Here is a 22,520-nt window from a genome sequence, read left to right on the forward strand (position 1 = left end):
CCAAGGAATCGGCACCCTGCCGCCCGAGCCAGTGGCAATATCGCCCTTGAACAGCCATTTGGGACCCGTATAGTCATAATAGTCACATTGGTCCTAGCCAGCATGAGCGATCCCAGCACTGCACCTGACGCACCGCCGAGTGACACCTGGACGCTTGCCAACGCCAAGGCCCGGCTGTCCGAGGTGATCGACCGTGCCCAAAGCGGCCCTCAAATCATTACCCGGCATGGCAAGCCCAACGCCGTGATCGTTTCCGCCGAGGAATGGGCACGCAAGACCGCCCGCAAAGGCACGCTGGCTGAATTCCTGCTCGCCTCTCCGCTGCGGGGCGCCGACCTTACGCTTGAACGCGTGCACGACGCGCCACGCGACGAAATGCCGTGAACTTGCTGCTCGACACCAACGTCCTGTCGGAGGTTCAGCGGCCGGCGCCCTCGCCGAGTGTCCTGGCCTGGCTCGATACAATCGACGAGGATCGTGCATTCATCAGCGTGGCCTCAATCGCCGAGCTTCGCCGCGACATCGCACTGCTGGATGATGGCCGTCGGCGCGCAGCCCTCGCCGCCTGGCTCGCCCACGATCTGCCGGAGCGATTTTCCGGGCGCATCCTCCCGATTAATCAGGCGGTGGCCGAGCGCTGGGGCGACCTGATGGCTCAGAGCCGCAGGAGCTGCGTCGCGTTGTCCGTCATGGATGGCTTCTTTGCCGCGACCGCGCTCAGCAACGATCTCACGCTCGTGACGCGCAACGTGAAGGATTTCGCGGCGTTCGGCGTGACGCTGCTCAACCCGTGGGACGGCCCATAGTCTTACCTTAGCCTGACTACCGGCGCGGCCTCAGGCGCCGCATCCTGCGTCGGCTCCGCCGCTGCCTCATCCAAATCCCCCGCCACCTTCGGCATCGCCGCCATCACCTCAATACCCTTGCTGTGGCAGATGGTGGCGAGGCGCTCCGGCAGTTCCTGGTCGGTCACGAAAGTCTGGATCTGGCTGATATGGGCGATACGCACCGGCGCGCTGCGCCGAAGCTTGGTCGAGTCCGCAACCAGCATGACGCTGCGGGCGTTGGCGATGATGGCTTGCGCCACTTGCACCTCGCGATAGTCGAAGTCGAGCAGCGCGCCCTCCTCGTCGATCGCCGATGCACCAATGATGGCGTAGTCGACCTTGAACTGGCCGATCAATTGCGTTGCGGTCGAGCCGACCACGGCGCCGTCGGCGCGCCGCACCGTGCCGCCGGCGACCACCACCTCGATGCGAGGGTGACGATAGAGCAGCATCGCGACGTTGAGATTGTTGGTGATGACGAGAAGGTCCTCGTGCGAGGTCAAGGCGCTTGCGACCTCTTCCGTCGTGGTGCCGATGTTGATGAACAGCGAGCAGCCATTCGGGATCAGCGATGCGGCGGCAGCCCCGATCGCCTTCTTCTCGTCGGCGGCGACGAAGCGGCGCGCCTCATAGGCGAGATTTTCCACCCCGGAGGCGATGATGGCGCCGCCATGGATGCGGGTCAGCGAACGGCGCTCGCAGAGATCGTTGAGATCCTTGCGGATGGTCTGCGCCGAAACCTCAAACCGGCGCGCCAGCTCTTCGACCATGACGCGGCCCGAGGCACGCGCGATATTGAGGATTTCGGCTTGGCGATGGGTCAGTCCGGTCACGGCATCGGCCTCAAATCGGGAAGCTGCATGGTGCGGCGGTTCGCCCCATCGGTCAATGCGAGAGCCTATCACGGTTAACCGACAAGCGCCCTCACCACGCCATTTCCTACTAGGTCATGTCCTACCAAGTCATGTCCTACCAAGTCATGGCGGCGGCGAGGCGCGCGAGGAGGTCCGGATCGTCGTAGGCGCTCGCGGACGCGATCGCCCCGGCGGCAACGAGGTCGGCGTGGCCAAGGGTCGTGCGCATGCCGATGGTCGGAATGCCGGCCGCGGCGGCCGATTGCACGCCGGAGCGGGAGTCCTCGAACGCGATCGAGGTTTGCGCCTTGGCGCCGACAAAGCGGAGCCCTTCCTGATAGGGCAGCGGATGCGGCTTGCCGTGTGGCAATTCGTCGCCGATCACGATCGCCTTGAAACGATTCGTGATGCCGAGGCCGGACAACAGCAACTCGGCGTTCAGGCGCGGCGCGTTGGTGACCGCGACCATGGGAATGCCGGCTGCGTCGGCCTGGTCGAGCAGCGCCATCAACCCCCGCAAAGGCTCGATCCGTCCGGCGACTAGGTCGCGAAAAATCTGTTCCTTCTCGTTCATGATGACCGCGCGGGATTCCAGCGTTTCCATCGGCAGGAATCGCTCCCCGATCGAGGCGTTGGAAAAGCCCTGCAGCTCTTTCTTGAAGCGCGCGTCATCCACCACATGACCGCGCGGTCCAAAGACCCGCTCGAACGCCTCGCGATGAAGTGCGTCCGTATCGGCCAGCGTGCCGTCGATATCGAACAGCAACGCTCTGCCTTTGGCCTCGATCATGTCCGTACTTTCCAGAATGCGCGGTGCATCGATGCGAAAGACGTATCAATACAGCCGCGATCGCGCAATGACGCATCGGCATGACCAGCGACACTCGACAAAGCCGCATTCGGCTGCAACACTCGTTGCAAGATCAAAAAGGAGGAAAACCATGACGATCGATCGGCGCGACCTTGCTCTCTCGGCCCTCGTGGTCTCGGCGCTTGCACTCGCGGCCCCGGTCCCGGCGCTGGCGGCGTCAGCGGATGAAGAGGCCGTGGCGAAGAAGGTCGAGGCCTTCCGCCTCGCTCAGATCGCAGCCGATCCCAAGGCACTCGCCGCGCTCTGCTGGGACGATCTCAGCTACAGCCATTCCAGCGGTAAGGTCGAGGACAAGGCGACCTTCATCGCCAATGCCACCGACGGCAAATCGAAATTCCTGTCGATCGAGTACCAGAATCCGACCATCAAGGTCGTCGGTCCCGCCGCGATCGTGCGCTTCCACTGGGTCGCGGAACAGGAGATGGCGGCCGATGGGAAAAAAGTGCCGACCAACCTGCACATCCTGATGAACTGGCAGAAGCAGGGCGACGATTGGAAGCTGTTGTCGCGGGCAGCGACGAAATTGTGATGCTTTTCTTTCCCTCTCCCCTTGTGGGAGAGTGTGGCTCGCCGCGTTAGCGGCGAGACGGGTGAGGGGTCTCTCTCCGCGCGTACATCTCTTGCATCTGAGCGCGTTGAAGCAACCCCTCATCCGGCGCCGTAGCCGAAGCTTTGCTTCGGCGTTCTCAAGAACGGCGGCCGCAGGCCGCCTATGCCACCTTCTCCCACAAGGGAGAAGGAAGAAGCCTACGCCGCTTCCTTCACATCACCGTTCACCAGCTTGCGCGCGGCGCGCTCGGCTTCGCGGGCGTTGCGGAAGAGCTGGCCTTCGAGCCGGTTGAAGCGGTCGGATGAGGCGAAGAAGCAGTAGCCTCCCTGGCTGCGAACGACGATACCTGCGGTCTGTGAATTGACTTCGATGATGTAGCTGTCCGGCATGGCCCGTGGATTCCTCAGTGCGGGCAAATAACCGGATCTCGGCCCAAAAGTTCCTCGGGCCAATCAGCCGGTTCCGCCCCGAATCGACGCGCAATTGAGTACGCCCTGACCTCATCCGTTTTGTGACCTGTTGTTGGCAAAGCCGCGACGCGTCGGCCCACTCGCGCCGCGTTTGGCAGTGCGGTATGTCTTCGCCAGATGAGACGCAAACCCGCGGCGGTTACGTCGCAACCGGCGGATCGTTCCTCTGGATCACCTGCGGATGCCCGGTGTCGTCGATCGAGACATAAGTAAAATTACCATCGGTCACGAGGATCGGCTGCAGCTCCCTTCGCCGCAGCGCCCAGGCTTCGAGATGCACCGTGAGCGAGGTGCGTCCAAGGCGGACGAGGTTGGCGTAGACGGAAACGAGATCGCCGACATAGACCGCCTTGCGAAAATTCATAGCCTCGATCGCGACCGTCACCGTGCGCGACTTCGCGACCTTTGATGCGAACACGCCGCCGCCGACGTCCATCTGGCTGAGCAGCCAGCCGCCGAAAATATCGCCATTGGCATTGGTGTCGGCCGGCATCGCCAGCGTGCGGATGCAGAGATCGCCGCTCGGCTCGGCATTCCCCTGTTCGCTCATGAAATTCTCACTTGAAATTGTCCCAGCCCGGATCGGGCGCAAACCGGCCGCCGAATCGTTCGGCCAGCGCGCGCAAGGTGGATACGACATTCTCCACGCCGCGCGCACGCGCGTAGTTCAACGGACCGCCCCGGAACGGCGCGTAGCCGGTGCCGAAGATCATGGCGCCATCGACCGCGTCGGCATCGTCGACGATGCCCTCGCGAAGAGCCGCAACGCAGACATTGGACATCGGCAGCACCAGCCGGTCGATCATCTGGTCGGTGACGCGCGGGCCGGTCTCGGGCAACGGCGCCTTCTCGGCCTTGCCGTCCTTCCAGGTGTAAAAGCCCCTGCCGGTCTTGCGGCCGAGCTCGCCCTTGGCGACCTTGTCGCGCAGCCAGGCCGGCGTCGGCGGCAGGAGATCGCCGAATTTGGTGCGCAGCATGTCGCCAACATCCAGGCAGATGTCGAGCCCGACCTGATCGGCCAGCTCGATCGGCCCCATCGGCATCCCGAACTGTTCGGCGGCGGCATCGATCAGGCGCTGGTCGATCTTCTCGTCCAGCATCACCATCGCTTCCAGCATGTAGGGCGTCAGCGCGCGGTTGACGAGGAAGCCGGGCGAGCTCTTGACGGACAGCGGCAGGCGATCGATCGCGCCTACAAAGACAAGCGCCTCTTTCAACACCTGCGCATCATTGCCGTCATGGCTGACGACCTCGACCAATTGCAGCCGCGACACCGGATTGAAGAAGTGCAGGCCGACCAGCCGCTCCGGCCGCGCCAGGCCGTTGCGCAAATCCTGGAGCGGAATGCTCGAAGTGTTGGTCGCAAGAATCGCGCCCGGCTTCATCCTGGGCTCGAGGCCGGCATAGACCTTCTGCTTCAGCTCGAGCTTTTCCGGCACCGCTTCGATGACGAGATCGGCTCTGCGGACGCCCTCGCTATCCATGTCGGGGATCAGGCGGTCGAGCGCATCACGGACCTCGGTCGGCTTGCGGATGATCTTGCCGTAGAGCTCGGCGGCGCGCTTGACCGCGCCGGCGATCGGTTCGGCCTTCATGTCGGCGAGCGAAACGCGCATGCCCTGCCCCGCACACCAGGCTGCGATGTCGCCGCCCATCGCGCCGGCGCCGATGACATGGACGTGCTTGATGGTGTTGCCGCTGCCGGCCGCCTTCTTCATCTGCTCGCGCAGGAAGAACACGCGGATCAAATTCTGCGCGGTCGGCGTCACCATCAATCTGGCGAACGACGCCTGCTCTGCCTTCAGCATCGCGGCCTTGCTGCCGCCATGGGTCTCCCAGAGTTCGATCAGGGCGTAAGGCGCCGGATAATGCTCGCGCGGCGCGGCCTTCGCTGCTTCGCTGCGCATGCGCTTGGCGAGCAGACCGCGCACCGGTCCGAAATTGGCCGCGCGCGTGAGAAGGCCCGGTCGCGCCTTTTTCAGCCGGCCGAACAGCGCATCCTTCACCGCGTTGCGGACATGGCGCTCCTGCGTCACGGTATCGACGAGGCCGAGCGATTTGGCGCGGCGCGCATCGATGGTGCGACCGGTCAGCATCAGCGCCATCGATTGGGTCGGATTGACCAGCGCGGTGAAGCGCGCGGTGCCGCCGAGGCCGGGATGCAGGCCCAGCATCACCTCCGGGAAACCGAAGCGCGCGCCATCGATCGCGATCCGCGACTGACAGGCCAGCGCCACCTCGAGTCCGCCGCCAAGGCAGAAGCCGTGGATCACCGCGACCGTCGGCAGCTTCAGCGCCTCCAGACGATCGACCACCGCATGCGCAGCGCGGATCCGGGTTTCCACCACCGCGGGATCGCTGGCGCCGCGGAATTCGTTGACATCCGCGCCGGCAATGAAGCCGGACGGTTTTGCCGAGCGGATCACGAGACCGGCGGGACGCTCGGTCTCGATCGCAGCGAGCACGGTGTCGAACTCCTCCATCACGTCAGCGGAGAGCGTATTGGCGCTGGCATTGGCGCGATCGAACAGCAGCCAGGCGACACCGTCGGCATCGCGAGAAAGCTTGAAGTTCTTGTATGGGCCGTCAGCCGCAGGTGGAGGCCCGAGATCCAGCACGCGGTCGCCAAGCGCGGTCATGATCCTTGAATCCATCGTCACACCGCCTCGATCAGCATGGCACCGCCGAGCCCGCCGCCGATGCATTCGGTGGCGACCCCGCGCCGGGTGCCGAGCCGCTTCATCGCATTGACCAGATGCAGCACGATGCGATTGCCGGAGGTGCCGACGGGATGGCCGAGCGAGATCGCGCCGCCATCGACATTTAGCCTGTCGCGATCGATCTCGCCGGCAGCACCGTCGAGTCCGAGAATCTCGCGGCAGAACTTGTCATCGTTCCACGCTGCGAGACAGCCCAACACCTGGGTCGCGAAGGCCTCGTTCAGCTCCCAGGTCTCGACATCCTTGATGGTGAGATTGTTACGGGTCAGCAGCGGCGTCGCCGACATCACGGGGCCCAGCCCCATGATGCTGGGATCGAGTGCGGCCCAGTTGCTGTCGACGATCACCGCCTTCGGCGTCAGTCTGTGTTTTGCCACCGCCTCGTCGGAAGCGAGGATCACCCAGGAAGCGCCGTCGGTGATCTGCGAGGAATTGCCGGCAGTGACCTGGCCCCAGGGGCGCTCGAACACCGGCCTCAGTTTTGCGAGCGTCTCAGACGAAGAGTCCGGCCGCACGCCGTCGTCACGGTCGAAGAACTTGCCGTTGCGGGAGAAGGCGGTCTCGACCTCGCCCTTCAGAAAGCCTTCCGCCTGCGCATAAGCGAGCCGGCGATGGCTCTCGGCGGCATAGACATCGGACTGCGCGCGGGTGATGCCGAAGAGATGACCGACGACCTCGGCGGTCTGGCCCATGTTCAATTCGGTGATGGGATCGGTCAGTCCGCGCTCGAGGCCAATGATCGGCTTGAGATAGCGCGGCCGCAGTTTGAACGCCGCGCCCAGTTTCGCGGCGATGCCTTTTGCCGTGGCAAGACCGGCAAACCAGCGCACCCCGGAATTCGGCCAGACCAGCGGTGCGTGGCTCAACGCCTCGGTGCCGCCGGCGAGGATCATGTCGGCGTGGCCCTCGCGGATGTAGCGATAGCCGGTGTCGATCGACTGCATGCCCGAGCCGCAATTGATCTGCACGGTGAAGGCGACCATGTCCTCGCCCATGCCGAGCCTGAGGGCCGCGACGCGCGCCGGATTCATCTCGTCCGCGATCACGTTGACGCAGCCAAGGATGACCTGATCGAAGGCCGTAGGCGAAAACGGCTGGCGCGCCAACAGCGGCCGGCCGCATTGCACGGCGAGATCGACCGGCGTGAACGGCCCCGGCCCTGACCGCGCCTTCAAAAACGGCGTCCGGCTGCCGTCGACGATGAAAACCGGTCGTGCCATCAGCTCGCCGCCCTCTGTTCGCCGAGTTCCTGGAAGAATTGATGCACGTCTCCGGTTTTCTTGTAAATCGGCGACAGCGCCTCCGGCGCAAAATCATCGACCTCGACCACCTTTGCGACGGCCTCACGGGCCGCGACCAACTGCTCGCCTTCGGCCTGCGTGATCACGCCCTTGGTCACGGCCTCGTTCCAATCGCTCAGATGCGCGGCACGCATGCGCTTCGCGATCGCGTCGCAGTTTACGACAAGCGCAAATGCGCGCTCCAGCCGGGCAAAGCCGCTGTCGTCGTCGACATTGGCCAGATCAGGCGTGAGGCGATCGCGCGCGGCCGACGGCTCCAGCACGAGGCTTGCGCATTGGTGCACGACGCGGTCGCTTGGGCCGAGCACGCGGGCACCAAAGGGCTGGACCACGAGCTTGAGGATCACAGCGACAAAGCGGTTCGGCAGGTTGGCGAGGATTTCGGCAAGCCGGTTCTCGATGGTCCTGAAGCCGGCCGCCATGCACCATTCCAGCGCGGCAAAATCGTCCTTGTGCCGGCCCTCGTCCTGCCAGCGTTTCAGCGCGGCCGAGAGCAGGTACAGCTCGGAGAGGATGTCGCCGAAACGCGCCGACAACATCTCCTTGCGCTTGAGCGCGCCGCCGAGCGTCAGCAGCGCCATATCGGCACAAAGTGCAAACGCCGCGGAATAGCGCGAGAGCTGCCGATAAAATCGTGTCGCCTCGCCCGCATCAGGCGCCGGTGCGAACGCACCCAACGTCCAACTCCGGCCGAAGGCACGGAACAGGGTCCGAAAACTGTGGCCGACATGCTTCCAGAACGCGTTGTCGAACGCCGTCAGTCCGCGCTCGCGATCGGTATCGGCGAGCGCGTTCATCTCGTCGAGCAGATAGGGATGCGCCCGAATGGCGCCCTGCCCGAACACGATGAGATTGCGGGTCAGGATATTGGCGCCTTCGACCGTGATGCCGACGGGGACGGCGCGATGCAGATTGCCGAGGTAGTTCTGCGGGCCGTCGATCACGGCTTTGCCGGCATGGATATCCATGGCGTCGTCGACCGCGGTCCGCATCCGCTCGGTCGCATGCAGCTTCATGATGCCGGAGATGACGGCGGGATGGACGCCGGCGTTCAACGCCGCGCAGGTCAGCCGCCGCGCCGCGTCGAGCTGATAGGCGGTGGCGACGATGCGCGCGAGCGGCTCCTCGACGCCTTCGAATTTGGAGATGGAAATGCCGAACTGCTCGCGGATGCGGGCATAGGCGCCGGTGGTGCGCGCGGCATAGGCGGCGCCGGCCGCCGACAGCGACGGCAATGAAATGCCTCGGCCGGCGGCGAGCGCAGTCATCAGCATCTTCCAACCCTGTCCCAGCCGTGCCTGACCGCCGATGACATAGTCGAGCGGGATGAAGACGTCGTGGCCCCAGTTCGGGCCGTTCTGAAACACCTGCATCGCCGGCAAGTGGCGATGGCCGATCTCGACGCCGGGCAGATTGGTCGGGATCAGCGCCACGCTGATGCCGAGCTCCTCCACATTGCCGACGAGACGATCGGGATCATAGGCCTTGAATGCGAGGCCAAGCAGCGTCGCCACCGGACCGAGCGTGATGTAGCGCTTGTGCCAATTGAGCTTCAGGCCCAGCACCTCACGGCCCTCGAACATGCCCTTGCAAATGATGCCGGTGTCGATCATCGAGGCGGCGTCGGAGCCGGCTTCCGGGCTGGTGAGGCCGAAGCAGGGAATGTCGCGGCCATCGGCAAGCCGCGGCAGCCAGCGTTCCTGCTGCTCCCTGGTGCCGAAGCGCATCAACAGCTCGCCGGGCCCGAGCGAGTTCGGCACCATCACCGTGACGGCGGCCGCGATCGAACGGGTCGAGATCTTGCGCACGACTTCCGAATGCGCGTAGGGCGAGAAGCCGAGGCCGCCAAACTCCTTCGGAATGATCATGCCGAAGAATTTTTCGCGCTTGATGAAGGCCCACACGTCCTGCGGCAGGTCGCGCCATTCCCAGAAGATCTTCCACTCGTCGAGCATGGCGCAGAGCTCGTCGACGGGGCCATTGAGGAAGGCGTGCTCCTCATCGGTCAGCGTGGCCGGCGGCACCTTCAACAGCTTCGCCCAATCGGGGTTGCCAGTGAAGAGATCGGCGTCCCACCAGACATCGCCCGCTTCCAGCGCCTCACGCTCGGTGTCCGACATCGCCGGCAACACGCCGCGCGCCCAGGAGAAGATCGGCTTTGTGATGTTGTCGCGGCGGAAGCTCATGGCAGACCTCTTGGATCGGCGCGGATGTCGGACATTTTAGCGGAAATCGGCTGGCGGGAGTGAACACTTCGGCAGCAAAACGAAGCGAATTGACGCGGCCGGGCGACCCCGGGCGATAACGGCCGGGGGCGGTGGCAGTTCCGGGAGGGGAGGCAGTAGCCCGGATGGAGCGCAGCGCAATCCGGGAAAGCCTATCCGCGAGGTGAGAATCCCGGATTGCGCTTCGCTCCATCCGGGCTACGGGCTCCGCGAGCCTAATCCGGCCGGACCATCTCGAACATGTTTTCCGGCTTGATCTCGAAATAGTCTCCGCGGCGCCCCGCGCGCACGATCGGGTGGGCGGCTGCGGTCTGGTAGACGCCGTCCTTGATCATGGCCTTGTCGATGTGGACGGCGACGACTTCGCCCAGCGTCAGCCAGGCATTTGCTTCCTTGCCGTCGGCGCCCTTGAGGCGGACGACATCGCAGACCTTGCACTCGAAGGCGACAGGGCTTTCGCCGACGCGCGGCACGTTGACGAGGTTGCCGGGCACGGCGGTCAGGCCCGCGATCTCGAATTCGTCGACCTCGGGGGCGACATGCGCGGCGGTCGCGTTCATGTGCTTGGCGAGATCCATCGTGGCGAGATTCCAGACGAATTCGCCGGTCTGCTGGATGTTCGCGACCGTGTCCTTCCAGTGGGTGGAGGAGAAGCCGATGATCGGCGGCACGTAGCAGAAGGCGTTGAAGAAGCTGTAGGGAGCGAGGTTGACGTGGCCCTTGGTGTCACGGGAGGAGATCCAGCCGATCGGCCGCGGCGCGATGATGGCGTTGAACGGATCGTGCTTGAGGCCGTGGCCCTTGGAGGGCTCGTAGAAGTGAAGGTCTTTGTCGGTCACGCGCTGCTTCTCCGCTGCCCGTCATTCCGAGGCGGTCCGCAGGACCGAACCCGGAATCTCGAGATTCCGGGTTCGCGCTTTGCGCGCCCCGGAATGACGGCAGGTGCGCTTATAGGAAAAATTCCGCCGCCCGTCAGTGGCGCGGAGACAGGCCCGCAATGACAAAATCGATCATCTGGTCGATCGAGGGGCCCGGCTTGGTGGCGCACTGGGCGATCATCTGGGGGTGGAAGAAGCGCATCATTGCGGTGCAGGTGCACAGCGCGGCCAGTTGCAGGTCCGCCGCCTCGAACTCGCCGGAGGCCACGCCTTGCGCGATCATCTGGCCGATCATTCCGGCGACACACTCCATATGGGTGACACAGACGCCCCAGTCCTCCTGCATGGCGATCTCGACCATCTCATGCAGCTTGTTGTCGCCGACATAGCGCTCGGTGTTCATGCGATGGACGGTGGTCAGCAGCTCGCGGAAGCGCTCCAGCACCGGACCGGACCTCGCCACGATCCGCTGCGCCTCCAGTTCGACCTCACCCATCAACGAACGGGCCACCGCCTGATGGATCGCCTTCTTCGATCTCGAAGAAGCGATACACGTTGGCGGGGCTCATCCTGAGCTCCTTGGCGATGTCCCCGACCGTGGTCTTCTGGTAGCCGATCTGGCGGAACAGCCGCTCGGCCACCTCGAGAATACGGTCCCGGGTGTCGCCTTCGATATGTTCCGCAATCAGTGCCATATGTCAGGACTCGTCAGTACTTCTTGTCACTTATTCAGCCGCTTCAGCAAGCGGAATTGCGTGCTCGTCATCGCTCCCATGCTGCGGCGCGGCAGGCTGCTCGGGAGTGCCGGCCTGATCGAGGCTCTTGCGGAACCACAGGGCGTAGAGGCCCGGCAGGTAGAGTAGCGTCAGGAAGGTCGCGACGAACAATCCACCCATGATGGTGATCGCCATCGGGCCCCAGAAGGCCGAGCGCGACAGCGGGATCATGGCCAGGATGGCGGCGAGCGCCGTCAGCACCACGGGGCGGGCACGGCGGACGGTTGCCTCGACGATTGCCTCGCGCCGGGTCAGCCCGTGCGAAACGTCGGTCTCGATCTGGTCGACCAGGATGACCGCGTTGCGCATGATCATACCGGCGAGCGCGATCAGGCCGAGCAGCGCGACGAAACCGAACGGGGCGTTGGCGATGTTGAGCCCGAGGGAGGCGCCGACGATCCCGAGCGGCGCGGTCAGGAACACCAGGATCAGGCGTGAGAAGCTTTGAAGCTGGATCATCAGCAGCGTCAACATCACCATCACCATCAGCGGGAAAAGAACGAAGATCGAGGCATTGCCCTTGGCGGACTCCTCGAACGCCCCGCCCGGCTCGATGCGGTAGGCCGGATCGAGCTTGTCCTGGATGCCCTTCAGCTTCGGCGCGATCTGGCCGGTGACGTCGGGCGCCTGCACGCCGTCGACGACGTCGGAGCGCACGGTGATCGCCATGTCCCGGTTGCGCCGCCACAGGATCGGCTCCTCGTGGGCATATTCGATTCTAGCGATCTGCTCGAGCGGCACGGCAACGCCGTCGCGCGTGGTGATGGTCAGATCGCCAACGCTGCCGAGGTCGAGACGTTCGGACGGGACCGCCCGGGCGACCACGCCGACCTTCTCGATGCCGTCGCGAATGGTCGTGACCTGTGAGCCCGAGATCAGCATCGAAAGCGCCTGCGACACATCCTGCGGGGTCAGGCCCATGGCACGGGCACGATCCTGGTCGACGACGAGCTTGAGGTAAGGCGACTGCTCATTCCAGTCGAGCTGGACGTCCTTGACGTTCTTGTTGTCGCGCATGATGTCGCGCACCTGGTAGGCGATCTCGCGCACCTTGTTGGCATCGGGCCCGATGACGCGGAACTGGACGGGGAAGCCGACCGGCGGACCGAAGTTGAAGCGATCGACGCGCACGCGCGCTTCCGTCAGCATGCCGTCGGCAGCCGCACGCTCGATCTTGGCCTTGACGCGCTCGCGCGCCTCGACGCCCTTGGCGACGATGACGATCTCGGCAAAGGCCTCGTTCGGTAGCTGCGGGTTGAGGCCGAGCCAGAAGCGCGGCGAGCCCTGGCCGACATAGGCGGTATAGGTGTCGATGTCCTTGTCGTCCTTCAACAGCGTCTCGGCCTCCTTCACGGCCTTCTCAGTGACGTTGAAGGCGGTGCCCTCCGGCAGGCGGAGCTGGAGGAACAGCTCGGGCCGCTCCGACAGCGGGAAAAACTGCTGCTGCACATGTCCAAAGCCGACGATCGAGGCAACGAAGACGCCGACGGTCGCGGCCACCACCGCGATGCGATGGTTGACGCACCATTGCACGACGGCACGTAGGCCGCGGTACATGCGGGTCTCGTAGACCGCGTGCGGATCATGATTTTGGTGCACCTTGATGTTGGGCAGCAGCATGACGCCGATATAGGGCGTGAAGATCACCGCCACGAACCAGGAGGCGACCAGCGCGATCGCCACGATCCAGAAGATGCTGCCGGCATATTCGCCGACCGCGGAATTGGCGAAGCCGATGGGGAGGAAGCCAGCGGCCGTGACCAGCGTTCCCGTGAGCATCGGAAACGCGGTGGATTCCCAGGCAAAGGACGCCGCGCGCATGCGGTCCCAACCCTGCTCCATCTTCACCACCATCATCTCGACGGCGATGATGGCATCATCCACCAGGAGCCCGAGCGCGATGATCAGCGCGCCGAGCGTGATGCGGTGCAGGTCGAGCGACAACGTATTCATCACGATGAAGACGATGCCGAGCACCAGCGGCACCGAGAGCGCGACCACGATGCCGGTCCGCCATCCGAGCGCGAGGAAGGACACGAACAGCACGATCACCAGCGCTTCCATGAACGAATGCACGAACTCGCTGACGGCATGCTCGACCACCTTGGGCTGGTCGGCGATGAGCCGGACGTCGACGCCCTGCGGCACGGCCTTCATGAATTCGGCGGTAGCCTTTTCGACCTCCTTGCCGAGATCGAGGATGTTGGCGCCCTTGGCGGTGACGACGCCGATGCCGATCGCAGCCTTGCCCTCCTGGCGCACCTTGAAACTCGGCGGATCGACATAGCCGTGGGTGATGGTGGCGATGTCACCCAGGCGGAAAACGCGGCCGTTGCTCTCGACCGGGGTCTCCGCCACGGCCTTGACGCCGTCGAGCGCGCCGGTGACGCGCAGCGGCACACGCTGCGCCGAGGTCTCGACCGTGCCGGCCGGCGTCACGTTGTTCTGCTTGGCGAGTGAATCGAACAGCGCCTGCGGCGTGATGCCGAGGGTGGCGAGCTTGGCGTGCGAGAATTCGACGAAGATGCGTTCGTCCTGATTGCCGTAGACGTCGACCTTGGTCACGCCCGGCACCTTCAGGAGGCGCTGACGAAAACCTTCCGAGACCTTCTTGAGCTGGGCATAGTCGGCGCCGTCGCCGGTCATCATGTAGAGAATGGAATCGACGTCCGAGAATTCGTCGTTGACGACGGGTCCCAGAATACCCGAGGGCAGCTGGCCCTGCACGTCGACCAGCTTCTTGCGCAACAAGTAGAAGAGATAGGGCACGTCCTTCGGCGGCGTGGAGTCGCGGAAGGTCACCTGGAGCGCGGTGAAGCCGGGCTTGGAATAAGTCTGCACCTTCTCGAAGTAAGGCAGCTCCTGGATCTTCTTCTCGATGGGATCGGCGACCTGCGCCTGCATCTCCTGCGCGGTCGCGCCCGGCCAAAGCACGGAGACGTTGACCACCTTCACCGTGAAGAACGGATCCTCGGCGCGTCCGAGCTTCTGATAGGAGAAGAAGCCGGCGACGCCGAGCACCAGCATCAGGAACAGGACCAGCGTCGGATGGCTGACAGCCCAGGCCGAAAAGGTTGAAGCGCTTCATGGCTCTCTCCGCGAGACGATCCGATTGCCAAAAACAACAGCCACTCTGTTCAAACCGTCGTCGCGAGGCAGCGAAGCAATCCAGGGGGCTGGGCAGGTTCTGGATCGCTTCGCCGCTTCAGCCTTCGCATTTGCGCTCTGGCCGAAACTCACCTCACACGACGAAACTTAGTTTCTTGTCATTCCGGGATGGTCCGAAGGACCAGACCCGCAATCTCGAGGTTCTCAGGTGCGCGATTGCGCACCATAGTTCGATGCTTTCGCATCGCCCCGGAGCGACGAAGGCTAAAAGGACAGTGACGAGACGATCCGCACCTTCTGGCTCGGATCGAGCTTCTGCACGCCGAGCGCGACGATCTTGGCGCCCTCTTCCACACCGCTGGTGATGAGGACGTCGTTGCTCTCGTAGGACTTCACCGTGACCGGCTTCAGCGCGACCGCGCCGTTGTCGTCGACGACGTAGAAGGAGGGCTTGCCGCCTTCGTTGAACAGCGCTGACAGCGGCAGCCGCGCGACGCGCTCGGTGGCGGCGTCAGACAGCGTCAGCGTCGCGGTCATGCCGAGCGAAACCTTGTCGTCGGCCTCGGGCAGCGAGAATTTTGCGAGGTAAGTGCGCGTGGCGGGATCCGCGGTGGGCGCGATCTCGCGCAGCTTGGCGGCGTATTTCTTGCCCGGCTCCGACCAAAGAGTGACGCTGGCGGCGCCCGATTTGGCACGTCCGACCAGCGTCTCAGGGATCGCGACGACCGCTTCCTTTTCGGCAAAGCGGGCGACGCGGATCGAAGTCTGGCCTGCGGCAACCACCTGGCCGGGCTCGATCAGCGTTGCGGTGACGACGCCACGGGCGTCGGCGTTGAGCGTCGCGTAGGAAAGGGAATTCTTGGTCAGTTCGACCGAGCGCACGGCGCGGTCCAGGCGCGCGCGGGCCTCGTCGGCCGCGGCGCGGCTCGTATCCATCGCCGCATCCGTGGTCCAGCCCTTGGCCTTCAGCTCCTTGGCACGCTGCTCGGCGGCGGCGGCCTGGGCCAGCACGCCGGTCGCAGCCGTTTGCTCGGCCACGGCCTGCTCGGCCTGGAGCTTCAGGTCGACCTCGTCCAGAGTCGCGAGCGGCTGGCCGATTTCGACGGTCTGACCGACTTCGACCAGGCGCTTTGCGACCTTCCCGGCGACGCGGAAGCCGAGATCGCTCTCGATCCGGGGCTTGACCGTGCCGACGAAGCTGCGCTCCGGCGTCTCGGCCTCATAATGGGCGGTTGCGACCAGAACCGGGCGCGGCGGCTCGGCTTGTTGCGCCACGGTGTCGTTGCATCCGGCCAGCGCCGCGGCCATCACGGCCAGCGATATACCTGCCAAGAGCCTGGAGTAGCTCGATAAAACTAACCGGACGAACATCGGAGGACACTCCTGCGCACTGCAATGAGAGGAATGTCGACTAATCACTGATGAAAGTCAATAATCGTTAGTCATCAGAAATCTGTGATCGTTTAGGGGTGGTAAAGCGGCCCATGGCCGCCACGAAGGTGCTATTGTAGGGTGGGCAAAGCGTAGCGTGCCCACCAGATCGGTCGGCCTTTCGGGAGAAACGGTGGGCACGGCGCGCGAAGAGCGCGCCTTTGCCCACCCTACAAGGCTTCCGTTACCGCCTCTGCTCCGCAAACTCGTGCTTGCTCTCGTGGCCGCCGATGAAGACCAGAATGCCGGCGATCAGCGGCAACACCGCGAGCACCAGAAGGCCGGTCGAGGTCTGCCCCGTCGCTTCCTTGACCCAGCCGATCAGATACGGACCGCCGAAGCCGGCGAGGTTGCCGATCGAGTTGATCAGCGCGATCGCGCCCGCCGCCGCCGTGCCGGAGAGCCAGGCGGTCGGCAGGGTCCAGAACACGCCGAAGCAGCAGAATACGCCGATCGCCGCGATGGCCAGCACAACCATCGTCATAGTCGGATCGGTCAGGTAGCTGGAGACGGCAAGCGCGATGGCCGTGAGCAGCAGCGGCGCGCCGACATGCATCACCCGCTCGCGCGTCGCATCCGAATGCCGCGCCCACAGGATCATGGCGATGGTGCCGAACAGATAGGGGATCGCGGTGACGAAGCCGGTCTGGGCGTTGGTGAGGCCGAATGCCTTGACGATCTGCGGCAGCCAGAACTGCATGCCATAGAGCGCGCCGACGAAGCCGAAATAGACCAGGCTCAGCATGATCACCTTCGGTGATGACAGCGCCTCGCCGAGCGACAAATGTTTCACCGCCTGCTTGGCAGCGATCTCGGAGTCCAGCTTCGTCTTGAGCCAGGCCTTCTGCTCGGCCGAGAGCCAGCCCGCCTTCTCGGGCCGGTCCGTGAGATAGAACCAGGTGACGATGCCGAGCAGCACCGAGGGGATGCCCTCGATGATGAACAGCCACTGCCAGCCCTTCAGGCCCATGGCGCCGTCGAGCCCGAGCAGGAGACCCGAAGTCGGCGCGCCGATCACGGTCGAGACCGGGACTGCGATCGCGAACGCCGCGAGGAAGCGGGCGCGATACTCGGCCGGATACCAATAGGTGAGATAAAGGATGATGCCGGGGAAGAAGCCGGCCTCGGCGACGCCGAGCAGGAAACGAAGGACGTAGAAGCTCGTCACACCGCTCGTCAGCGCCATCAGCCCCGAGATGATACCCCAGGTCACCATGATACGCGCGATCCAGCGGCTGGCGCCGAACTTTTCGAGCGCGAGGTTGCTCGGCACCTCGAAGATGAAATAGCCGATGAAGAAGATGCCGGCGCCCCAGGAAAAGATCAGCGGTGTGAACTTCAGCTCGGCATTCATGGTCAGCGCGGCGAAGCCGAGATTGACGCGGTCGAGATAGGAGAAGAAGTAGGCGAGCACCAGGAACGGAATCAGGCGCCAGGAGATGGCGCGGATGGTCGAGGTTTCGATTTCCGTCTTGTTGGTGCTCGCGGAACCGGCATAGGTCGTGGTCTGGCTCATGGCGTCCCCCGAATTATTGTTTTTGTGAGCTGATCTTCGGTTTTGAGCATCACAGGCAAAGAGTCAATGGAGCAGGCGATGCAGGGGGCGCAGTTGGAGAAACCTGTTGCGCCGTTGCGAACATCCGTGATCCGCGCCGGGCTCGCCCTCGCGGTCATCGCCTGCGGGCTGTCCTTGCGCTGGTACGGCTTCCCGCTAGGCCTCCCCGCCTTCGCCGTGAAGTATGGCGGATCGCTGCTGTGGGCGACGATGATGTATCTGCTGGTCGGCGTTTTGCTGCCGCGGCTGACGCGGGCGCAGATCGCAGGGCTCGCGATGGTGATCGCGGTCGCGGTCGAATTTTCCCGGCTGGTGCATGCGCCGTGGCTCGATGCGTTCCGGCTTACTACCGCTGGCGCCCTGCTGTTGGGGCGCATCTTCTCGCTGTGGAATTTGCTGGCCTACGCGATCGGGATTGCGTTCGGCGTTTGGATCGACGGTCTCGTAGAGTGGACAAAGGCGCCTTAGCGCCGTGCCCACCACCTTGCTTGGCGCGGCGATTTCGGTGGGCACGCTTTCGCTTTGTCCACCCTACGAAAGCGCATCTCACTCCGCCAGTTGAAATCGCTCGAAGCGATCGAGCTCGTCCTCGATCTTCTGCTTGAGCTCCTTGCGCCGCGCCGTCTTCTTGCCCTGCCCGACCCAAGTCCATTTCTGCATCAGCAGCTTTTTGTTCTGCCGGTCAGCCTTGAGGTCGAGCGCAGCGACGATCTCGTCGCCGACCAGCACCGGCAGCGCGAAATAACCGAGCTTGCGTTTTGCCTTGGGTACGTAGGCTTCGAACAGGTGATTGTAGCCAAAAATGAGACTGGTCCGCTTGCGCTGGATGATCAGGGGATCGAACGGCGAGAGGATGTGGACAAGATCCGCCGACACCTCGCCCGGCTCCAGCGCGGACGGCTGCGCCCAATGCTCCTGCTTGCCGGCGCCCTCGAGCGAAACCGGAACCAGCTCGCCGCGGCGAACGCGCGAGGCGATCAGCGCTGCTACCCCTTTCTTGCTCGGCGCGTCGAGATGACAGGCCGAGTCGAGACTCACCACGCCCTGTGACCGCAAGGCGCGGTCGAGCAGATAGGCCGTAATTTCCTTGGCTGATGCCGGCTTCGGCAATGTGTCCCAGCCGAAATGCCGCGTCATCAGCTCATAGGTCTTGAGCATGCCCTGGCGCTCGCTGACGGTGGCAACGCCGGTGTAGAAGGCGAGCTGCAACGCCCGCTTCGAGGGCTTTCGGCTCTGCCAGAGATGCTCCTTCTCGGTGAGCACGTCGTCCTCGATGTCGCGGATCGTCAGCGGGCCGGCGCGAAGCAGCCGCATCACCTTGCGCGTGTCGGCCGGCTTGACCGACGCATACCATTTATGCCCCTCGCGGCGGTGCTCGCGCATCGCCGGCAGAAAGAAGCGAAAATCGTCCGACGGAACGTAGGACAGCGCATGGGTCCAGTATTCGAACACGCTCTTGTCGACACTCTGGGCGTGACGCAGATCGGCGCGGCGATAGTACGGGATGCGGCTGAACAGGATGTGGTGGTGGCAACGCTCGATCACGTTGATGGTGTCGATCTGCACATAGCCGAGATGGGCAACTGCGTCCGCCACGGCCGCCGCGCCTTCCCCGAACGGCGCGCGCGTGTCGAGCCGCTGGGCATGCAGCCAGATCTGCCGGGCCTGTGTCGTCGGGAGCGGAAGCGGTTTGGCTAAACGAGGCATTGCGAGGAGCAATGTAGCGGGATTCGCGCCGGAGAAAGAAGCGGGCAGAGAGGCGGATCGAGGAAAGGCCGCGCTGCCAGCTGGTGACAGCGCGGCCGGATGATGCGGCCTCGCGCCTATTTCATCATCATAGCCTTCTGCGCCTTCATGTAGTGCATGCAGGCGCTCTTCATCTTGGCATTGCTCATGTCGGTGTTGACCATGGCCATTTCCTTGTTCGCGGCCATTTTGGCAGGCGTATCGGCAGGGCCGGACATCATGGCGGTCGATTTCATCAGGTTGGCGCTGTTGCACGCCATCATCGCGGCGGACGCGGGGGAAAGGGCAAACACGAGAAAGGCAGCGGCGGTGAGCAAGGTCTTCATCAAAAGTCTCCTCCGTAAAACGAAACCGGCGTCATGCCGGCCTTCGCAATTACGTATTCTCTAGCGACAACGTTTCGCGGAGAAGACAATTCTTTTGCTGCAGTGCGAAGCGCGGCAATCAGCGGCCGCCTTTGGGCGCTTTGGACCGGTCACCGAGGCTGCCGGTGGCGACATCGGGTTCGCAGGCGGCCTTGCCGCGCCCCTCGGACTGGCAGCGATAGACGCTGCCAGTGAGGCGGTCGACCAGCCACACGGTCTCGTCGTTCGGGGCCTCGAGGCCGACATAGCGGGACGTGAGAGCTGTGATCAGCGTCGACAGCAGGATCGCCACCGCGATCATCGCCGCGCCGATATAGATGGGCATGGAGCTTACGGACACGGTCCGATCCGGCGGGCCATTGCGATAAAACTGATAGTCACTCGGCCTCGGCACGGGACGGAACTCGGCTCCTCTTGTCTGCAATTGTTGGATCAAGGTTTTCTGCTAGGCGCGCATCTGGCCAAATTCTTGTTCGCGAGCAGGCCACGCGACGACGCCTTTGCGACAATCGACGTACTTGGGTTTCCATCCAAAAGCGGCGTCCCGTCCCCACAAATCGAGGTAGGATGACCTCGCAGCCCCGTTGTCACCAACGTGACGAAGATCACATCTGGGCCTTTGAACCTACTCTATGCTCGCGGCATCAAATCGCCATCAGGCGTCACAGCGAGGTTACGACAATGACCCATTTCAACAAGTTTTTTGGACTGACGGTGATTACCCTCACGGCCGCACTGTCGCTGACAGCCGGCCTGGCTTTCGCCGGCGACACCAACGTCTCCTCCAGCCAGATCCTGGATGCGTTGAAGCCAAAGCCGGTGACCCGCGGCCTGTCCGTCGGTCCGCAGGCCGACCCGACGGTGCAGGCCAAGGAAGCGACGTTCCTCAACACCGTGCGCAACCGGCAGACCCGTTCGCTCTCGATGGGCGAGCGCGACCAGATCGCCGAGCTCGCCGCGACCAAGCCGAACATCGATCTGGAGATCCAGTTCGACTACAACTCGGCCGACATCGCCAAGACCTCGGTACCCTCGGTACAGGCGCTCGGCAAGGCGCTGTCAGATCCATCGCTGAAGGGCTCGACCTTCGTGGTCGCCGGCCATACCGATGCGATCGGCACCGAAGAGTACAATCAGGGGCTCTCGGAACGCCGCGCCGACACAATCAAGAAGTACCTGGTGCAGAACTACGGCCTCAACGGCACCGATCTCGTCACCGTCGGCTATGGCAAGACCAAGCTGAAGGACGCTGCCAATGGCGCCGATCCCGTCAACCGCCGCGTCCAGGTCGTGAACATGGATACCAAGACGGCCTCGAAATAATCGCTGCGCGAAACACGCCGCCCGCCACGACGATGGCGGGCGGCGATGTCATATCCAGCTCTGAAACAGCATCAGCCGGTTGAACGTCTGCATCGACGTGCCGATGAACGCCGCCGAAATCGGCAGCATCACCGCAAAGCCTATCGCGGCGACGCCGACATAAGCCCACAACAGCCAGCGCGGCGACCCCTCTTTGGCCAGCACATAGACCAGCGCGAGCGAGGCCGCTGTTGCGGCCGGCAGATAATAATAGATGAAGCCCAGCGTACGCGGCAGCAACGCCCAGGCAAGCCAGGGCCCGAAATAGAACGCCGCGATCAGGAATGCATCCCACCGCCGCGCGACGATAAAGTCGCGGAGTACCACGGCGAGCGCGAGCAGCGCCGGCCAAAGCACCAGCGGATTGCCGAGGAAAACGACCGCCGCGACGTTGTCGTCGGCCGTCTTGTCGAACAGGAACCAGACCGGCCGCGCGAGCAACGGCCACGACGGCCACGAGCTCATATAAGTGTGGCCCGCGATCGCGGTGGTGGTGTTGTCGGCAAAGATCCGGCGCTGCGCCTCGATCAGATCCGACAGCGACAGACCGTAAAGTGGAACGAAGGCGGCGAGATACGTCGACGCCGGCAATAGCGCGAAGCAGAGCGCGACATGGTGCGCCCTGAAGTCGGGCCAGAGATCCGGCCGGTACCAGTCGCCCGGCCTGGCATCGGCAAACAGCGTGCGCCAGCTCCGCATCAGGCGGACCATGGCAACGATGACGACGCAGACGCCGAGCGGAAACAGCCCGCTCCATTTGCACGCGGCGGCGAGACCGAACAGCGCCCCGGCAAGCGCGAACAATGCATGCGGGCGCTCTCTTCGAAATCCGTGCATGAAGGCGGCGGTCGCGAGCAGGCCGAATCCAAGCGCGAAGATGTCGAGCATCGCGATGCGCGACTGGACGTACAGCATCTGGTTGAAGGCCCCGATCAGCGCGGCTGCGATCGCGGGGCCTTGTGCGGCAAACAGCGCGAGACCGCAGAGATAGATCGCCACGATCGCGAGTGCGCCAAACACCGTCGCCGGATAGCGCCAGCCGAACGCATTGTCGCCGAACGTCGCGATCGATGCCGCGATGATCTCTTTTGCCAGCGGCGGATGCATCGGATTGAGCACCGGCTGCGACAGCGTGGGGCCGAGCATCTGCCGCGCCGCGGGCACGTAATGCACCTCGTCGAACACCAATTTTTCCGGCGTTACGAGGCCGATCAGCAGCGCGAGATGTGCGGCTAGGAAAATCGCGACAGCAATCACTGCGCTCCGCGACAGCTTTGGAACTGCAGGCAATTGACCCGGCTTCTGTGGGGCTATTCTGCGTGGCAAATCTGCGTCACCGCGGATAAAAAAGACAACTCGCTCGCAGCATTGAACGCATTCTGCAGCGGCTGTCACTAAGCTAACGCGCGTCCTGCGCCGCTTGTGATAATTCTGCCACAACACAAATGCGCGCGGTCCGGTACGATCAGGGACATATCGAT

19 protein-coding genes and 2 pseudogenes are annotated in these 22,520 nt (G+C 63.9%); 5 read left to right on the forward strand and 16 right to left on the reverse strand.

The window, feature by feature from the left end:
- Positions 1-102 precede the first annotated feature (102 nt).
- The gene (locus AB8Z38_RS15305) at positions 103-384 is read left to right on the forward strand and encodes a type II toxin-antitoxin system Phd/YefM family antitoxin (RefSeq protein ID WP_369725925.1); all 282 of its coding nucleotides are present in this window, start codon (positions 103-105) and stop codon (positions 382-384) included.
- On the forward strand, positions 381-806 hold the full coding sequence (locus AB8Z38_RS15310; protein WP_369725926.1) for a type II toxin-antitoxin system VapC family toxin: 426 nt from the start codon (positions 381-383) through the stop codon (positions 804-806). The genes AB8Z38_RS15305 and AB8Z38_RS15310 overlap by 4 nt, the downstream gene beginning before the upstream one ends.
- 2 nt (positions 807-808) lie before the next feature.
- Here the strand turns inward: AB8Z38_RS15310 and AB8Z38_RS15315 are convergent, their stop codons facing one another.
- A complete protein-coding gene (locus AB8Z38_RS15315; protein WP_369725927.1) occupies positions 809-1,660 on the reverse strand; it encodes a DeoR/GlpR family DNA-binding transcription regulator in 852 nt (283 codons plus the stop codon).
- A gap of 136 nt (positions 1,661-1,796) precedes the next feature.
- Positions 1,797-2,471, reverse strand: coding sequence for an HAD family hydrolase (locus AB8Z38_RS15320; protein WP_369725928.1), 675 nt, complete (start codon positions 2,469-2,471; stop codon positions 1,797-1,799).
- 151 nt (positions 2,472-2,622) lie between these two features.
- Here AB8Z38_RS15320 and AB8Z38_RS15325 point away from each other — a divergent pair, with 151 nt between their 5' ends.
- Positions 2,623-3,081: a nuclear transport factor 2 family protein gene (locus AB8Z38_RS15325; RefSeq protein ID WP_369725929.1), complete on the forward strand. Its 459-nt coding sequence runs from the start codon at positions 2,623-2,625 to the stop codon at positions 3,079-3,081.
- Positions 3,082-3,299: 218 nt separating this feature from the next.
- Here the strand turns inward: AB8Z38_RS15325 and AB8Z38_RS15330 are convergent, their stop codons facing one another.
- The 10 genes and pseudogenes from AB8Z38_RS15330 to AB8Z38_RS15375 all read right to left on the reverse strand — a co-directional run bounded on the left by AB8Z38_RS15330 (position 3,300) and on the right by AB8Z38_RS15375 (position 17,527).
- Positions 3,300-3,491 carry a hypothetical protein gene (locus AB8Z38_RS15330; RefSeq protein ID WP_247440723.1) on the reverse strand — a complete coding sequence of 64 codons (192 nt, stop codon included), beginning with the start codon at positions 3,489-3,491 and terminating at the stop codon, positions 3,300-3,302.
- 220 nt (positions 3,492-3,711) lie between these two features.
- Positions 3,712-4,122, reverse strand: a complete 411-nt coding sequence (locus tag AB8Z38_RS15335; protein ID WP_369725930.1) for an acyl-CoA thioesterase — start codon at positions 4,120-4,122, stop codon at positions 3,712-3,714.
- A gap of 7 nt (positions 4,123-4,129) precedes the next feature.
- Positions 4,130-6,226 carry a 3-hydroxyacyl-CoA dehydrogenase NAD-binding domain-containing protein gene (locus AB8Z38_RS15340; RefSeq protein ID WP_369725931.1) on the reverse strand — a complete coding sequence of 699 codons (2,097 nt, stop codon included), beginning with the start codon at positions 6,224-6,226 and terminating at the stop codon, positions 4,130-4,132.
- Between the two features lie 2 nt (positions 6,227-6,228).
- On the reverse strand, positions 6,229-7,512 hold the full coding sequence (locus AB8Z38_RS15345; RefSeq protein ID WP_369725932.1) for an acetyl-CoA C-acetyltransferase: 1,284 nt from the start codon (positions 7,510-7,512) through the stop codon (positions 6,229-6,231).
- On the reverse strand, positions 7,512-9,779 hold the full coding sequence (locus AB8Z38_RS15350) for an acyl-CoA dehydrogenase (RefSeq protein WP_369725933.1): 2,268 nt from the start codon (positions 9,777-9,779) through the stop codon (positions 7,512-7,514). The genes AB8Z38_RS15345 and AB8Z38_RS15350 overlap by 1 nt, the downstream gene beginning before the upstream one ends.
- Before the next feature lie 254 nt (positions 9,780-10,033).
- Complete coding sequence (locus AB8Z38_RS15355) at positions 10,034-10,657, reverse strand: flavin reductase family protein (protein ID WP_369725934.1); 624 nt, start codon at positions 10,655-10,657, stop codon at positions 10,034-10,036.
- A 133-nt stretch (positions 10,658-10,790) separates the two neighbouring features.
- Positions 10,791-11,391, reverse strand: a pseudogene (locus AB8Z38_RS15360) (TetR/AcrR family transcriptional regulator).
- A gap of 30 nt (positions 11,392-11,421) precedes the next feature.
- Positions 11,422-14,560, reverse strand: a pseudogene (locus AB8Z38_RS15365) (efflux RND transporter permease subunit).
- A gap of 284 nt (positions 14,561-14,844) precedes the next feature.
- Entirely contained in the window at positions 14,845-15,951 is a 1,107-nt protein-coding gene (locus AB8Z38_RS15370) for an efflux RND transporter periplasmic adaptor subunit (RefSeq protein WP_369725935.1), read from the reverse strand.
- A 244-nt stretch (positions 15,952-16,195) separates the two neighbouring features.
- Entirely contained in the window at positions 16,196-17,527 is a 1,332-nt protein-coding gene (locus AB8Z38_RS15375; protein ID WP_369725936.1) for an MFS transporter, read from the reverse strand.
- 78 nt (positions 17,528-17,605) lie between these two features.
- On the opposite strand from AB8Z38_RS15375, the gene AB8Z38_RS15380 reads away from it, so the two are divergent.
- Positions 17,606-18,034, forward strand: coding sequence for a DUF2809 domain-containing protein (locus tag AB8Z38_RS15380; protein WP_369725937.1), 429 nt, complete (start codon positions 17,606-17,608; stop codon positions 18,032-18,034).
- Between the two features lie 78 nt (positions 18,035-18,112).
- Here AB8Z38_RS15380 and AB8Z38_RS15385 read toward each other — a convergent pair whose 3' ends face one another.
- From AB8Z38_RS15385 to AB8Z38_RS15395, 3 genes are all read right to left on the reverse strand, one after another.
- Positions 18,113-19,273 carry a winged helix-turn-helix domain-containing protein gene (locus AB8Z38_RS15385; RefSeq protein ID WP_369725938.1) on the reverse strand — a complete coding sequence of 387 codons (1,161 nt, stop codon included), beginning with the start codon at positions 19,271-19,273 and terminating at the stop codon, positions 18,113-18,115.
- 116 nt (positions 19,274-19,389) lie between these two features.
- Positions 19,390-19,638, reverse strand: a complete 249-nt coding sequence (locus AB8Z38_RS15390; RefSeq protein ID WP_369725939.1) for a hypothetical protein — start codon at positions 19,636-19,638, stop codon at positions 19,390-19,392.
- Between the two features lie 118 nt (positions 19,639-19,756).
- Entirely contained in the window at positions 19,757-20,002 is a 246-nt protein-coding gene (locus tag AB8Z38_RS15395; protein ID WP_369725940.1) for a hypothetical protein, read from the reverse strand.
- Between the two features lie 356 nt (positions 20,003-20,358).
- On the opposite strand from AB8Z38_RS15395, the gene AB8Z38_RS15400 reads away from it, so the two are divergent.
- On the forward strand, positions 20,359-21,000 hold the full coding sequence (locus AB8Z38_RS15400) for an OmpA family protein (protein ID WP_369725941.1): 642 nt from the start codon (positions 20,359-20,361) through the stop codon (positions 20,998-21,000).
- A 48-nt stretch (positions 21,001-21,048) separates the two neighbouring features.
- Here the strand turns inward: AB8Z38_RS15400 and AB8Z38_RS15405 are convergent, their stop codons facing one another.
- Positions 21,049-22,329, reverse strand: coding sequence for a phospholipid carrier-dependent glycosyltransferase (locus tag AB8Z38_RS15405; protein WP_369725942.1), 1,281 nt, complete (start codon positions 22,327-22,329; stop codon positions 21,049-21,051).
- Between the last annotated feature and the right edge of the window lie 191 nt (positions 22,330-22,520).

Origin of the sequence: Bradyrhizobium sp. LLZ17, assembly GCF_041200145.1 — a bacterium.
In the GTDB taxonomy this organism is placed as follows: Bacteria; Pseudomonadota; Alphaproteobacteria; order Rhizobiales; family Xanthobacteraceae; genus Bradyrhizobium.